The sequence below is a fragment of the Stenotrophomonas sp. TWI819 genome (genome assembly GCF_039673075.1).
Classification (GTDB): domain Bacteria; phylum Pseudomonadota; class Gammaproteobacteria; order Xanthomonadales; family Xanthomonadaceae; genus Stenotrophomonas; species Stenotrophomonas rhizophila_B.
The window spans coordinates 360,138-374,097 of the sequence record NZ_JBDJKY010000003.1 but is presented as its reverse complement, the minus strand read 5'-3'; the positions used below and the strand labels follow the sequence as shown (position 1 = coordinate 374,097).

Sequence of the window (13,960 nt, the reverse complement as noted above, 5' to 3'; positions counted from 1 at the left end):
TCGATGGGGATCGGTCATGGACTCTGACACCACCGGCATGCGCCGCAGCGGGCTGGCCTGGCGCTATCTGGGCTGGGTTGCGCTGCCGCTGCTGATCGGCCTGGGCCTGGCGCGGTTTGCCGGCCCGGCCGTGACCGCACAGGTGGCCCGTGCCGAGTCGTCGCTGGGGGCCGACTGGGCCGCGCATCTGCATGCGCCGCTCGGTCTGTTCCTGCTGCAGTTGCTGGTGTTGCTGATGGTCGCCAAGGGCGCGGGCTGGGTGTTCCGTCGCCTGGGCCAGCCGGGGGTGATCGGTGAGATGGCGGCCGGCCTGATGATGGGGCCGCTGGTGCTGGGCGCCGTGTTGCCGCAGGTACATGGCGTGCTGTTCCCTGCAGCCTCGCTCGGTTCGCTCGGTCTGCTCAGCCAGCTCGGCGTGCTGATGTTCCTGCTGGTGGCCGGTGCGGAGCTGGATCTGGGCGGGCTGCGGGGGCGACGTCGTTTTGCCTTCGTGGTCAGCCATGCGGGCATCGCGGTGCCCTTCGTGCTGGGCGTGCTGCTCGCGATCTGGCTCTACGGTGCGCACGCGCCGCCGGGCGTGGGCTTCACCGGCTTCGCGTTGTTCGTGGGTATTTCATTGAGCATCACCGCCTTCCCGGTGCTGCTGCGCATTCTGGCCGACCGGGGCATGACCGGCACGCCGCTGGGCCAGACCGCGATCGCCTGTGCCGCGCTCGGTGATGCCACCGCATGGTGCCTGCTGGCCCTGATCGTGGCGGCTGCGCAATCGCAGGGCTGGGTGCCCGCGACGATCAACCTGGTCTGTGTGGTCGCCTTCGTCGCGCTGATGCTGGGCGTGGTGCGCCCGTGGTTCTCGCGGTTGGTGATCGCCCCGGGCCAGGAAGGGCGCTGGCTGCTGATCATGCTGTTGATGGCGCTGGGCTGCGCGCTGGTCACCGAGATGCTGGGCATCCACGCCCTGTTCGGTGCCTTCGCGGCCGGCGTGGCGGTCTCCGGCAACGCCACCCTGCGGCATACCGTGGCCGAGCGCGTCGAGCCGTTCGCGGTCACCTTGCTGCTGCCGCTGTTCTTCGCCATGACCGGCCTGCGCATGCGCGCCGATGCCCTGCAGGCCAGCGACCTGGTGCTGTGCCTGATCGTGATCGTGGTGGCCACGCTGGGCAAGCTGATCGGCACCTGGAGCGCAGCGCGCAGTGCCGGCATGGGCAATCATGAAGCCTGGAAGCTGGGCGCCCTGATGAACACCCGCGGCCTGATGGAGCTGATCGTGCTCAACCTGGGCTACGAGCTGGGCTTCCTCGGCGACCGCCTGTTTGCCGTGCTGGTGATCATGGCCCTGGTGACCACGGCCATGACCGGGCCGCTGCTGAATGCGATGGAGCGGTGGAAGCGGCAGTAGGGCGTTGACCCCGTGATCATTCCACGGGGACCAGCGTCAGCGTGTACGCGGTCTTGCCCGGCAGGAACGGGGTGGGTGTTCCCTGCACCCAAGCGTCGTGTCCTGCGCCCCAGAACGGTGACAACGGGTGACCGCTCTGCCCACCGGGCATGTGGATCAATCCCTCGGCTTCGTGGCCGGGCGAGACCACCATCCGCTGCGACGCCCCGAACGCGGGCCCCTGCACGCGGGGCATGTCGCGGTCGCCGGGCAACGGATCGCCAGGCATGCACAGCCATCGTCGGGCGACGTTGGGCAGGGCGCGACTGACCGGGTGACAGATCGAGGCGGTGTTGCGTTCGCCCCACGTACGCGCGTCCAGCGGTCCCTGACTGCTCAGGTCTGCCTCCAGCGCCTTGGCGGTATCGGTCAACAGCGCATTCCAGCTGGCATACGGGGGCGGCAGCAGATGCGCCGGCCGCTCGTTCACCAATGGCCACAACACGCCTTCGAACTGCCCCAGCCGCGGCTCCAGATACGCGTCCCCGAGCTGTGCTTTCGCTGGCGCGAGCAGGCCTTCGCCAACGCGATCGATCAGCATGCCGCGGAAACCGCGGGTGATCCGGTAGCTGACCGAATCGACGGCCGCATGGCCTTCCCATTGCCGGGTTGCGACCTCAAGTCGCTGCAGGGCAGGGTCGTGGCTGGCGGTGACGACCTCGCGCAGCAGGTGCCACCAGCGCGTGAGCAACAGGGCGCGATCGTCGAGCTGGATCGCCAGCAGGTCGGCTTCGGTGAAGCGCTCCTTCGCCATCAGGCCATCGCGGATCTGCCGGCCGCGCGCACCGAGGTCGTAGCCCCCGTTCCCGGCGATGGCCAGCGCGTCCCCTTCGAGCACGCGGCCGTTGGCGGTCCAGAGCCGATGCGTGGGTGGATCGATCAATGCGGGCGCGCCATCGCTGCGGATCGCCCACGGCGTGCAGCTCGCGGGCGCCGTGATCGTGTTGCCGTCTGGCGGGCAGCCCGCAGCGCGGTCCGGGCGTGTGCCGATCAACCGCCAGGCGATGCGTCCGTTACGGTCGGCGATGACCAGATTCTGCGCGGGAATACCGCTGCGGTCGGCTACCTGGAACGCCTGGTCAAGATCCCTTGCGCGCGCCATCTCGGCAAAGTCCAGACGGACCGCACCGGGAAGCTGCGCCGTCCAGCGCAGTGCCTCGCCACTGCCGTCCGGCCGTTCGTGGAGTATCGGACCCCAGGCGGTCTCGCGCACGCGCAGCGTCACCGGCGCTTGACCGGCGACGCGGATACGCTCTTCATGCGTGGTGATGCCTTGGGCATCGGCGGGTACGCTGCGGAAATCGGCGGTGTCGATGTAACTGTTGGTGAAGCCCCAGGCAACGTGTCCGTTGCTGCCGACGACGATGGCCGGCAGGCCGGGCAGCGAGAAGCCGCTGACATCGACGCGCCCGTCGGGCGCCTGCGGATCGGGATAGCGCAGCCGTACCCGGAACCAGAGATTCGGCGCGCGCAGTCCCAGGTGCATGTCGTCGGCGACGATGGCGCGGCCGTCCGTGGTCAGTGCACCGGACACGGCGAAGTTGTTGCTGCCCAGCACGTCCGGGTCCAGATGACCGGCGGCGGCACCGGTCGCCTGCGCCGCATCGAGCCGTCGGAGATCGAGCGCCGTGGCGTCCGGTAGCGGTGCGTTGCCGCGCGCCCCGCCAAACAGGGGGGCATCCCATTCGCTGCCCTCGTGGCTGAGCAACGCATAGAGCGCCGGTGGCACCACCGCGCGGATCCGCGCCATCGCCAGTTCGTTCTGATTGGTGGGGTCCTGCAGGTCGGCATACATCGCCAGCCCGGTCAGCACGCTGTCTTCGGTCCGCCACGGTGCGGGCGTCTGGCGCAGCAGCAGATAGGGCCAAGGCCGTACCCGAAGCTCCGCGACGCCTTGGTTGATGCCGTCCACATACGCCTGCAGGGCAGCGGCGCTGCTGCCCGTGGCAATGTCCAGATGGGCCTTGGTGCGCGCCCGCAGTCTGTGCAGGCGCATGCGCTTGTCCATCTCGATCGCCGCCGGGCCGAACAGCTCGGCGAGCTCGCCAGCGGCAGTACGACGCATCAAGTCCATCTCGAAGTAGCGCTCCTGCGCATGCACCAGACCCAGCGCCCGCATCGCATCGGCCTGGGTTCCGGCCTCGATGGTGACCACGCCCACTGCGTCACGGGTGATGCTCACCGGCGCCGCCAAGCCGGTCATGGCCTGTTCGCCTTCCAGGCGGGGCAGGCTGCCACGCAGCAGCCACCAGACCATGAAGACCGTCGCCAGCGTCAGTATCAGCACTCCCCAGACCAACCGCTTCAGCCAATGCCGCATCCTGCGCGTCCCCCTGTAGGTGTGGTTCGATTGTAGGGGAGGCGTGAAAGCCCTGTGCACGCCGAACGAAGCGCAACTGCAACTGATTCCGATTAGATCACCGGAATTCCAGATAGGGCACCATGCGCGCATTGATTCATCAGGAGCACCCCCCATGAAAGGCAACCCGGACGTCATCGCCTGCTTGAAGGAGCTGCTGCGCGGCGAGTTGGCCGCGCGCGACCAGTACTTCATCCATTCGCGCCGCTACGAAGACCAGGGCCTGTTCGCGCTCTATGAGCGCCTCAACCACGAGATGGAAGAAGAGACCCAGCACGCCGACGCGCTGCTGCGCCGCATCCTCTTCCTCGGCGGCGACCCGGACATGCGCCCGCATGTGTTCGAGCCCGGCGTGACCGTGGAAGAGATGCTGCAGAAGGACCTGGAGACCGAGTACAGCGTCCGCGACAACCTGGCCGCCGGCATGAAGCTGTGCGAACAGCACCAGGACTATGTCAGCCGCGACATGCTGCTGGTGCAGTTGAAGGACACCGAAGAAGACCACGCCTGGTGGCTGGAGCAGCAGCTGGGCCTGATCAAGCGCATCGGCCTGGCGCTGTACCAGACCAGCAAGATGGATGCGAAGGGCACGGCTGCGCACTGAGTGCGGCTTCGGGTTCCGCACGCCAGCCAGCCTTCGCCAGCCAGCTGCTGAACCCTCGTCCGCCCGCCAGCCTCTGCCAGCCAGCCGACGTTGAGACGACCAGAAAGGCCGGGGAAGCCCGGCCTTTTCTGTGGGCAAAAAGGTTCTCCCTCCGTCCGCGTGGCAAGCCTGAAGCGCTCTGAACCTTTCAGTCGCGGCCGCAGGTGGGTCGAGCGCTGGGCCGCGATGCCCTTGCCGGCGAATGTCCCCCGGCGTCGGCCTGCGGCCGCCACCTCCTCCTTTATTTCGCCCACAAGGGCATCGCGACCCACGTATAGAGACCACCGGCGCTTCACAGCAATGCCCGATGTTACGCCTGCGCGCCGCGAGCCGAGCCCCGTAGCGGCCGGCAGGCTCCTGGGCAAAATCAAGGAGGAGGACGTCGCCGTCAGGCGGCGGCCGGGGGACATTTGCCGAGGGGCCTGCCGGTCGCTACGGGGCGCCTCACGGTCGCGGCAGACCCGAGCGGAGACACCGCCAGATCCAACATGCACGGCAGGCGCTCCCTTCGTTGGGAAAAGAACAAAAAAACGGCCGGGTTTCCCCGGCCGTTCCGATTCACGTCAACACCGCGACGCTTACTCCACCGCCAGCCCTTCCACCTTCTGCCAGCCACGCGGCAGCAGATGGCCACGGGTCGCGCGGGTGCCCAGGTAGGTGTCCAGATCCTTGAACGACAGGTTCATCGTGCGCTGGCCGCTGCGCACCAGCAGCGTGTTGCCCGGCGCTACCGATACCACCGCGACCACGCGCTCCGTGGCGAGCTTGGCCTTGGGGATGTCGATGATCTTGTTGCCCTTGCCCTTGTCCAGTTCCGGCAGGTCGCTGGCCGCGATCGCCAGCAGGTTGCCCGAGCTGGTCACGGCCACGATGCGGTCCGTCTCCGGATTGGCGACCACGGCCGGGGTCAGCACCTTGGAGCCGGAGGTCAAGTTGAGCATCGCCTTGCCGGCCTTGTTGCGGCCGGTGAGGTTCTCGAAGCGGGTCACGAAGCCGTAGCCGTGCGTGGACGCCAGCACAAAGCGCGTGTTGTTCTCGCCGCTGGCCAGCGTCATGAAGGCGCTGCCCGGCGCCGGCGAGAAGCGACCGGTCAGCGGTTCGCCGTTGCCACGGGCCGAGGGCAGGGTATGGATCAGGGTCGAATAGGCCCGGCCCTCGCTGTCCAGGAACGCCACCTGCTGCGTGCTGCGTGCGCGCACCGAACCGAGCAGCGCATCGCCATCACGGTAGGACAGGGTGGACGGGTCCATGTCGTGGCCCTTGGCCGCACGGATCCAGCCCTTCTCCGAGAGCACCACCGTCATCGGCTCGCTCGGCACCAGCTCGGTTTCATCGATGGCCTGCGCCGCGCCACGCTGCACCAGCGGCGAACGACGGTCATCGCCGAACTTCTTGGCATCGGCCACCAGCTCATCGCGGATCAGCTTCTTCAGCTTGGCCTTGCTCTCCAGGATGCCGACGATCTTGTCGCGTTCCTTGGCCAGCTCGTCCTGCTCGCCGCGGATCTTCATCTCTTCCAGGCGGGCCAGCTGCTTCAGCTTGGTTTCCAGGATGTACTCGGCCTGTTCCTCGCTCAGCGCGAAGCGCGCGATCAGCGCCGGCTTGGCTTCGTCCTCGGTGCGGATGATGTGGATCACTTCATCCAGGTTGAGGAAGGCGATCAGCAAGCCATCCAACATGTGCAGGCGGCGCTCGACCTTCTGCAGGCGATGGTTGAGGCGGCGGGTCACGGTGGTGCTGCGGAACTGCAGCCACTCGCTGAGCAGGGTCTTGAGGTTCTTGACCTGCGGGCGGCCGTCCAGGCCGATCACATTGAGATTGACTCGGTAGCTGCGCTCCAGATCGGTGGTGGCGAACAGGTGGCCCATCAGCTGCTCGGCGTCCACGCGGTTGGAGCGCGGCACCAGCACCACGCGTACCGGGTTGGCGTGGTCGGACTCATCGCGGATGTCCTCCAGCCACGGCAGCTTCTTGGCGCGCATCTGCGCGGCGATCTGCTCGATCACCTTCGACGGCGACACCTGGAACGGCAGCGCGTTGACCACGATGTTGCCGTTCTCCTTCAGGAAGGTGGAACGCGCCCGCACGCTGCCGTAGCCGGTCTCGTACATGGTGCGCAGATCGGCGATCGGGGTGATGATCTCGGCGAAGCTCGGGTAGTCCGGGCCTTTCACGTGCTCGCACAGGTCGGTGACCGTCGCATCGGGATCGTCGAGCAGGTGCAGCAGGGCGCTGACGATCTCGTTGAGGTTGTGCGGCGGCACGTCGGTGGCCATGCCCACGGCGATGCCGGTGGTGCCGTTGAGCAACAGGTGCGGCAGGCGCGCCGGCATCCAGGTCGGCTCTTCCAGCGTGCCATCGAAGTTCGGGGTCCAGTCGGTGGTGCCCTGGTTGATCTCGCCCAGCAGCACTTCGGCGATCGGGGTCAGCTTGGACTCGGTGTAGCGCATCGCTGCGAACGACTTGGGATCATCGGTCGAGCCGAAGTTGCCCTGGCCTTCGATCAGCGGGTAGCGGTACGAGAACGGCTGGGCCATCAGCACCAGCGCTTCGTAGCAGGCGCTGTCGCCATGCGGGTGGTACTTGCCGATCACGTCACCGACGGTACGCGCGGACTTCTTCGGCTTGGAGGACGCGTTCAGACCCAGCTCGCTCATCGCGTAGATGATGCGGCGCTGCACCGGCTTGAGGCCGTCGCCGAGGAACGGCAGTGCGCGGTCGAGCACCACGTACATCGAATAGTCCAGGTACGCCCGTTCGGCGTACTCGCGCAGGGGCAGCTGTTCAAAGCCGTGGAACGCGGGGCGGGCAAGATCGGTCATGCGGGATTGTTACCTGTGGCAAGGGACGGCGACGGCTGTCGCCCTCGCAGGCGGATGATTATCCGGATGCGGCCGGGGATGCCAAGCCGCGTGATGGGTTCAGGGGGTGTCCGCTGCGCGCCAGATAGCGCCCGGGCGGGCTGCCGAAGTGGCGGCGGAAGACAGTAACGAAGGCGCTGGGGCTGCTGAACCCCAGTTCGTGCGCGATATCGGACACGCTCTGGCCATCGGACAGCCGGCGCAGCCCCTCGGCCAGCCGGGCCTGCTGGCGCCATTGCGCGAAGCTGAGCGTGGTTTCATCGCGGAAGTGCCGGGTCAGTGTACGCGGCGACAGCCCGGCCCACCGGGCCCATTGCTCCAGGCTGCGGCCGTCGGCCGGGTCGGCGATCAGCTGCGAGGCGATCCGCAGCAGGCGCCGGTCCTGCGGCATCGGCAGGTGCATGCGCTGGCGCGGCGCATTGCGGATCTCGTCTAGCAGGACCTCGATCATGTGCTGCTGGCGCAGGCTCGGCTCGGCCGCGGGCACCCACGCGGTGACGCGCAGCGCGAGCGCCTGCAGGAGATCGGAAATGGCCAGCACGCAGGGTTCGTCGGGCAGATCGCAGGCCATCGGCGCGCTCACGATCACGCCCCAGCCACGCAGCGGCCCGCAGATATCCACCGTATGCGGCTCGCCCGGTGGCATCCATCCGGCACAGCCCGGTGGCAGCGACCAGGTGCCGTGGCGGGTGCGGGTGGTCAGCAGCCCGGCCTCCACGCAGATCAGCTGGGCGCGTCGGTGCTGGTGCCAGTCGATCTCGCGTTCCAGCCCCTTGGGGCTCTCGATGCGGAAGCCGAGCACGCCCAGTCCGTCATCCCGCTCGAACCAGTCCAGGACCTGGTTGCGGATCATCTGGGTGGCCTCGGTTTCCAGCGCTGGCCTGAAAGTGTTATCCATTGTCCAAATTGTAATACCCGGCCAGTGGCGGGCGCCATTAAGGTAGCGACCTCCCCATTGTTCTGATTGCTGCAACACAGCATTTGGTTCCAGATTGAATATTTCTATTGAGAAATATATTTTTTGGAAGAGAATGCTCACCCATGATCTGCCCTGATGCCCATCCCCCCAGCTTCGGACTCCTGCTGCGCCAAGTGCGCGATGGCCTGGTCCGTCAGCTAGACACGTCGATGGCCGAGGAAAACCTCGGTATTGGCTTTACCCACTATCTCGGCCTGAAGGTGCTCGCGGCGCGTGCCCCGTGCACCGCCAACGAGTTGGCCCAGGCCCTGGACCAGGTGCCCAGCGCGGTCACCCGCCTGCTGGACAAGCTGGAAGCCCTGGAATGCGTGCGGCGCGAGCCACATGCCCAGGACCGGCGGGCACTGCAGATCGTGCTGACCGAGCCGGGCCGCCAGTTGTGGGCCCGCCTCAAACAGCGGGGCGACCAGACCATCGACGACGCCATGCGTGATCTGTCTGCGGACGAACGCGCGCAGCTGCTTTCCCTCATGACCCGTGTACGCGACTCACTGGTAACGCCATGACTTCCATGTTTGAACGTTCTTATTCACTGCGCCCGCTGCGGCCGGTGCTGGTCTCCGCGCTGGCGCTTGCGCTGGCCGCGTGTGCCAGCAGCCGCGGCCTGGAGCCGCAGGGCCGCCTGCTCGATGCCGATAGCCTGCAGGCCCAGCGCACCCTGGCCGGCAACGGTCTGAGCCAGCCCGGCTGGCCGGCCACGGACTGGTGGCGCGCGCTGGGCGATCCCCAACTGGACGCCTTGATCGCTGAAGGCCTGCAGCGCAATCCCGGGCTGGACGCGGCCGATGCACGCCTGCGCCAGGCGCGTGCCCAGATCGGCACCGCCCGCGCCGACCGCCTGCCCAGCGTGTCCGCCTCCGGTGGCTACACCGGCGTACGCTTGCCCGAATCGATGGTCGGCGACGAACTCGGCGGCAGCTACGCCGGCAGCGGCCAGGCCTACCTGAGCTTCAGCTACGGCATCGACCTGTGGGGTGGCAAGCGCGCCGCCTGGGAAGCGGCGGTGGACAGCGGCCACGCCGCCGAAGTGGACGCCCAGGCCGCACGCCTGAATCTCTCGGCTGCCATCGCCGAGGCGTATGCGCAGCTCGGTTACGCGTGGACGCTGCATGACGTGGCCAGCGAAGAACTGGCCCGCTCGCAGAAGACGCTGGACCTGACCCGTCAGCGGCGTGCCGCCGGCATCGACAGCGACCTGCAGACCCGTCAGGCCGAAGCCCGTATTCCGGCCGCGCAGCAACAACAGCAGGCCGCGCAGCAGCAGATCGACGAAGCCCGTACCGCGCTCGCTGCGCTGGTCGGGCAGGGCCCGGACCGGGGCCTGCAGATCGCGCGCCCGCAGGTGTTGAACCCGCTGGCCCTGCAGCTGCCCGGCGTACTGCCGAGCGAACTGCTCGGCCGCCGCCCGGACATCGTCGCCGCGCGCTGGCGGGTGGAAGCGGCCAATCGCGAGATCCACGCGGCCAAGGCCGCGTTCTACCCCAGCCTCAACCTGACCGCCCTCGGCGGCGTGGTCTCCAGTGAAGTGGACCAGCTGCTCAAGAGTGGCTCGACGTTCGCTTTCCTCGGCCCGGCACTGAGCCTGCCGATCTTCGACGGTGGCCGCCTGCGCGCCAACCTGGGCAAGACCGACGCGCAGTACGACCTGGCCGTGGCCGATTACAACCAGTCCGTGCTCAACGCGCTGCGCGATGTCGCCGACCAGGTCAACGCGGTGCGCTCGCTGGCCGACCAGGCCAGTGCCCAGGCCCAGGCCGTCAGCACCGCACGTGCCGCCCATGACCTGGCCGAGCAGCGCTACCGCGCCGGCATCGGCAGCTACCTGGATGTGCTCAGCGTCGAAGAGCAGTTGCTGGTCTCCCAGCAGCGGCTGGCCGAACTGCAATCGCGTCAGATCCTTGTTTCGGTCCGCCTGAGCCAGGCGTTGGGCGGTGGTTTCACCCCGACCAGCGATGCCGCCACGGTCGCCGCCACCCCCGAATCCTCGCATTCCTGAGAGTCATCCCCATGAGTCAGACCTCCGCCCCCGCTGCCGAGAAGGCAGCTCCCTCCCGTCGCGGCAAGCTGCTGCGCGGCCTGCTGGTCATCGTCGTGCTGCTGCTGGCCGCGCTGGCCCTGTGGTACTTCATGTTCGGCCGCTGGTTCGAAGAAACCGACGATGCGTACGTGCAGGGCAACCAGGTCCAGATCACCCCGCTGATCAGCGGCACCGTGGTCGGGATCAACGCCGATGACGGCATGCGCGTCGAGCGCGGCCAGTTGCTGGTCCAGCTGGACCCGGCCGACACCGAAGTGGCCCTGCAGCAGGCCGAAGCCAACCTCGCCAAGACGGTCCGCCAGGTGCGCGGTCTGTACCGCAGCGTGGAAGGTGCCCAGGCCGAATTGAACGCGCGCCAGGTCACCCTCAAGCGCGTGCGCGAGGACTTCAACCGTCGTAAGGATCTGGCCAGCAGCGGCGCGATCTCCAATGAAGAACTGGCGCACGCCCGCACCGAACTGGCGGCTGCCGAAGCCGCCGTGGCCGGTTCGCGCGAGACCTTCGAGCAGAGCAACGCGCTGGTCGATGACACCGTGATCGCCACCCAGCCGGACGTGCAGGCCGCTGCCGCGCAGCTGCGCCAGGCCTACCTCAACAATGCCCGTGCCGGCATCGTCGCGCCGGTCACCGGTTACGTGGCGCGTCGTTCGGTGCAGGTCGGCCAGCGCGTGCAGCCGGGCAATGCCCTGATGGCCGTGGTGCCGACCGAGCAGATGTGGGTGGAAGCGAACTTCAAGGAAACCCAGCTGCGCCACATGCGCCTGGGCCAGGAAGTGGAGCTGCGTTCGGACCTGTACGGCGGCGATGTGACCTACAAGGGCCGCATCGACAGCCTCGGTCTGGGCACCGGTTCGGCGTTCTCGCTGCTGCCGGCGCAGAACGCCAGCGGCAACTGGATCAAGATCGTGCAGCGCGTGCCGGTGCGTATCGCCATTGATGCCAAGCAGCTGGCCGAGCATCCGCTGCGCATCGGTCTGTCGATCAAGGCCGAAGTCAGCCTGCGCGACCAGAAGGGCACCGTGCTGCCGACCGACATCGCCAAGGGCCAGGTGTTCGATACCGACGTCTACGCCAAGCAGCTGCACAGCGCTGACGATGTGATCCACCAGATCATCCAGCGCAACCTGCCGCAGCAGGGCAAGGCGAGCTGAGGCCACCATGTCCGCACAAGCTCCCGCCGCACCGGGCGCCCCCGCGGCCCCGGGCACGGCCTTTCGGCCGGCCAACGTCGCCCTGTGCACCGCAGGCCTGGCGATGGCCTCGTTCATGCAGGTCCTGGACACCACCATCGCCAACGTCTCGTTGCCGACCATCGCCGGTAATCTCGGCGCCAGTTCGCAGCAGGCCACCTGGGTCATCACCTCGTTCGCGGTCAGCACCGCCATCGCGCTGCCACTGACCGGCTACCTCAGCCGGCGCTTCGGCGAGACCAAGCTGTTCGTGTGGGCCACGTTGGCCTTTACATTGGCCTCGCTGCTGTGCGGCCTGGCCCAGAGCATGGGCATGCTGGTCGTCTCACGTGCGATCCAGGGTTTCGTTGCCGGCCCGATGTACCCGATCACGCAGAGCCTGCTGGTCTCGCTCTATCCGCGTGAGAAGCGCGGCCAAGCGCTGGCGTTGCTGGCCATGATCACCGTGGTCGCGCCGATCGCCGGCCCGATCCTCGGTGGCTGGATCACCGACAACTACAGTTGGGAATGGATCTTCCTGATCAACGTGCCACTGGGCATCTTCGCCGCGCTGGTGGTGGGCAACCAGCTCAAGGGGCGCCCGGAACAGATCGAAAAGCCGAAGATGGATTACGTCGGCCTGATCACCCTGGTGATCGGCGTGGGCGCGCTGCAGCTGGTGCTCGATCTGGGCAACGACGAAGACTGGTTCAGTTCGACCAAGATCGTCGTGCTGGCCTGTGTGTCGGTGGTGGCGCTGGCGGTGTTCCTGATCTGGGAACTGACCGACAAGGATCCCATCGTCGATCTGCGCCTGTTCCGGCACCGCAACTTCCGTGCCGGGACGCTGGCGATGGTGGTGGCCTACGCGGCGTTCTTCAGCGTGGCGCTGCTGATTCCGCAATGGCTGCAGCGTGACATGGGCTACACCGCGATCTGGGCCGGTCTGGCGACCGCACCGATCGGTGTGTTGCCGGTGATCATGACGCCGTTCGTGGGCAAGTACGCCTCGCGGTTCGACATGCGCATGCTGGCCACGATCGCCTTCATCTTCCTGTCGTTCACCAGCTTCCTGCGCTCGGGCTTCAACCTGCAGGTGGACTTCGGCCATGTGGCCGGCATCCAGCTGATCATGGGTATCGGCGTGGCGTTGTTCTTCATGCCGGTGCTGCAGATCCTGCTGTCGGATCTGGACGGTCGCGAGATCGCAGCCGGTTCCGGTCTTGCCACCTTCCTGCGGACGCTGGGCGGCAGCTTCGCCGCCTCGCTGACCACGTGGTTGTGGGCACGCCGTACCCAGGAGCACCACGCGCATCTGACCGAGCACATCTCCGGCTACACCCCGGGCATGCAGGACCAGGTGACCGCGATGGGGCAGGGCGACCTGCAGCATGGCGCGGCGGCGCTCAACAACATGATCAACCACCAGGCCTCGCAGATGGGCTTCAACGACATCTTCTTCCTGCTAGGCTGGATCTTCCTGGCCATCATCGCCTTCCTGTGGCTGGCCAAGCCGCCGTTCGGTGCAGGGGCGGGCGCTGCCTCGGCCGGTGGGCATTGAAATGCTTGCGGTGAGCTGAAACGAAAAAACCCCGCTGAAAGGCGGGGTTTTTTTCGATGCCCGGAAACGAAAAAACCCGCTTGCGCGGGTTTGATCATTTTCTGAGTCATGGTGCCCAGGAGAGGACTCGAACCTCCACGAAGTTGCCCCCGCTAGCACCTGAAGCTAGTGCGTCTACCAATTCCGCCACCTGGGCGACTCAGGAGGAGAATTCTGCGGGAGAACGGTGATCGTGTCAACAGGATCGCGTGGGAAATTTTTCGTCAGTCGTCAGTCGTCAGTCGCCGCGTCATCGTCGTGTTGATGCCACGCACCTCGTGCGTTACGCCCTACGCAGGGCAGAGCCGCGCATTGACGAACCGCAGAAACGAAAAAACCCGCTTGCGCGGGTTTGATCATTTTCTGAGTCATGGTGCCCAGGAGAGGACTCGAACCTCCACGAAGTTGCCCCCGCTAGCACCTGAAGCTAGTGCGTCTACCAATTCCGCCACCTGGGCGACTCAGGAGGGGAATTCTGCGGGAGAACCGCGAATGTGTCAACAGGATGTCGCAGGAATTTTTGTTCGTCGCTCGATGCAGCGTCATCGCCCACGGTGACGCGCGAATCGTGCGTGGCGGATGCAGGGCGCCAGAAACGAAAAAACCCGCTTGCGCGGGTTTGATCATTTTCTGAGTCATGGTGCCCAGGAGAGGACTCGAACCTCCACGAAGTTGCCCCCGCTAGCACCTGAAGCTAGTGCGTCTACCAATTCCGCCACCTGGGCGACTCAGGGGGCGAATTCTGGGCATGTCCCGGCGGGTTGTCAACGGTTTTGTGAAATTTCTTCACAATCCTGCACAGGAGCGCCGCTGACCGGTTCTGCACACGCGCAGCGGTTACTATTGAGGTCAATGAAACCAAAGAAACCGACC

Annotated in this window: 9 protein-coding genes and 3 tRNA genes; 6 read left to right on the top strand and 6 right to left on the bottom strand. The window is 66.7% G+C overall.

Annotated elements, in window-relative coordinates; genetic code table 11:
* Window positions 1-16: 16 nt before the first annotated feature.
* Window positions 17-1,399, top strand: a complete 1,383-nt coding sequence (locus tag ABE463_RS06520; protein ID WP_346467589.1) for a cation:proton antiporter — start codon at window positions 17-19, stop codon at window positions 1,397-1,399.
* A gap of 16 nt (window positions 1,400-1,415) precedes the next feature.
* On the opposite strand, the gene ABE463_RS06515 is transcribed toward ABE463_RS06520, so the two are convergent.
* Entirely contained in the window at window positions 1,416-3,758 is a 2,343-nt protein-coding gene (locus ABE463_RS06515; protein WP_346467588.1) for a penicillin acylase family protein, read from the bottom strand.
* A gap of 154 nt (window positions 3,759-3,912) precedes the next feature.
* Here ABE463_RS06515 and bfr point away from each other — a divergent pair, with 154 nt between their 5' ends.
* Complete coding sequence (bfr, locus tag ABE463_RS06510) at window positions 3,913-4,401, top strand: bacterioferritin (protein WP_121041522.1); 489 nt, start codon at window positions 3,913-3,915, stop codon at window positions 4,399-4,401.
* Window positions 4,402-5,018: 617 nt separating this feature from the next.
* On the opposite strand, the gene parC is transcribed toward bfr, so the two are convergent.
* Window positions 5,019-7,262, bottom strand: a complete 2,244-nt coding sequence (gene parC, locus ABE463_RS06505) for a DNA topoisomerase IV subunit A (RefSeq protein ID WP_121041523.1) — start codon at window positions 7,260-7,262, stop codon at window positions 5,019-5,021.
* A 58-nt stretch (window positions 7,263-7,320) separates the two neighbouring features.
* Window positions 7,321-8,199 carry a helix-turn-helix transcriptional regulator gene (locus ABE463_RS06500; RefSeq protein ID WP_346467587.1) on the bottom strand — a complete coding sequence of 293 codons (879 nt, stop codon included), beginning with the start codon at window positions 8,197-8,199 and terminating at the stop codon, window positions 7,321-7,323.
* A gap of 143 nt (window positions 8,200-8,342) precedes the next feature.
* Here ABE463_RS06500 and ABE463_RS06495 point away from each other — a divergent pair, with 143 nt between their 5' ends.
* Genes ABE463_RS06495 through ABE463_RS06480 form a run of 4 tightly spaced genes read left to right on the top strand, consistent with a single transcriptional unit; the run spans window position 8,343 to window position 13,048 of the window.
* Window positions 8,343-8,786 carry a MarR family transcriptional regulator gene (locus ABE463_RS06495; protein ID WP_346467586.1) on the top strand — a complete coding sequence of 148 codons (444 nt, stop codon included), beginning with the start codon at window positions 8,343-8,345 and terminating at the stop codon, window positions 8,784-8,786.
* A 5-nt stretch (window positions 8,787-8,791) separates the two neighbouring features.
* Complete coding sequence (locus ABE463_RS06490; protein WP_346467585.1) at window positions 8,792-10,276, top strand: efflux transporter outer membrane subunit; 1,485 nt, start codon at window positions 8,792-8,794, stop codon at window positions 10,274-10,276.
* A gap of 11 nt (window positions 10,277-10,287) precedes the next feature.
* Window positions 10,288-11,469: a multidrug efflux MFS transporter periplasmic adaptor subunit EmrA gene (emrA, locus tag ABE463_RS06485; RefSeq protein WP_123728786.1), complete on the top strand. Its 1,182-nt coding sequence runs from the start codon at window positions 10,288-10,290 to the stop codon at window positions 11,467-11,469.
* Window positions 11,470-11,476: 7 nt separating this feature from the next.
* Window positions 11,477-13,048, top strand: a complete 1,572-nt coding sequence (locus ABE463_RS06480) for a DHA2 family efflux MFS transporter permease subunit (RefSeq protein WP_121041533.1) — start codon at window positions 11,477-11,479, stop codon at window positions 13,046-13,048.
* A 109-nt stretch (window positions 13,049-13,157) separates the two neighbouring features.
* On the opposite strand, the gene ABE463_RS06475 is transcribed toward ABE463_RS06480, so the two are convergent.
* From ABE463_RS06475 to ABE463_RS06465, 3 genes are all read right to left on the bottom strand, one after another.
* Window positions 13,158-13,244 (bottom strand) — tRNA-Leu (locus ABE463_RS06475).
* A 214-nt stretch (window positions 13,245-13,458) separates the two neighbouring features.
* Window positions 13,459-13,545, bottom strand: a tRNA-Leu gene (locus ABE463_RS06470).
* A gap of 180 nt (window positions 13,546-13,725) precedes the next feature.
* A tRNA-Leu gene (locus tag ABE463_RS06465) sits at window positions 13,726-13,812 on the bottom strand.
* Window positions 13,813-13,960: the final 148 nt, after the last annotated feature.

Excerpts from the sequence above, each read along its gene's own strand:
- ABE463_RS06480 (WP_121041533.1), top strand. The coding sequence starts at position 11,477 with ATGTCCGCACAAGCTCCCGCCGCACCGGGCGCCCCCGCGGCCCCGGGC.
- parC (WP_121041523.1), bottom strand. The coding sequence starts at position 7,262 with ATGACCGATCTTGCCCGCCCCGCGTTCCACGGCTTTGAACAGCTGCCC.
- ABE463_RS06515 (WP_346467588.1), bottom strand. The coding sequence starts at position 3,758 with ATGCGGCATTGGCTGAAGCGGTTGGTCTGGGGAGTGCTGATACTGACG.
- emrA (WP_123728786.1), top strand. The coding sequence starts at position 10,288 with ATGAGTCAGACCTCCGCCCCCGCTGCCGAGAAGGCAGCTCCCTCCCGT.
- ABE463_RS06490 (WP_346467585.1), top strand. The coding sequence starts at position 8,792 with ATGTTTGAACGTTCTTATTCACTGCGCCCGCTGCGGCCGGTGCTGGTC.
- ABE463_RS06500 (WP_346467587.1), bottom strand. The coding sequence starts at position 8,199 with ATGGATAACACTTTCAGGCCAGCGCTGGAAACCGAGGCCACCCAGATG.
- ABE463_RS06495 (WP_346467586.1), top strand. The coding sequence starts at position 8,343 with ATGATCTGCCCTGATGCCCATCCCCCCAGCTTCGGACTCCTGCTGCGC.
- bfr (WP_121041522.1), top strand. The coding sequence starts at position 3,913 with ATGAAAGGCAACCCGGACGTCATCGCCTGCTTGAAGGAGCTGCTGCGC.
- ABE463_RS06520 (WP_346467589.1), top strand. The coding sequence starts at position 17 with ATGGACTCTGACACCACCGGCATGCGCCGCAGCGGGCTGGCCTGGCGC.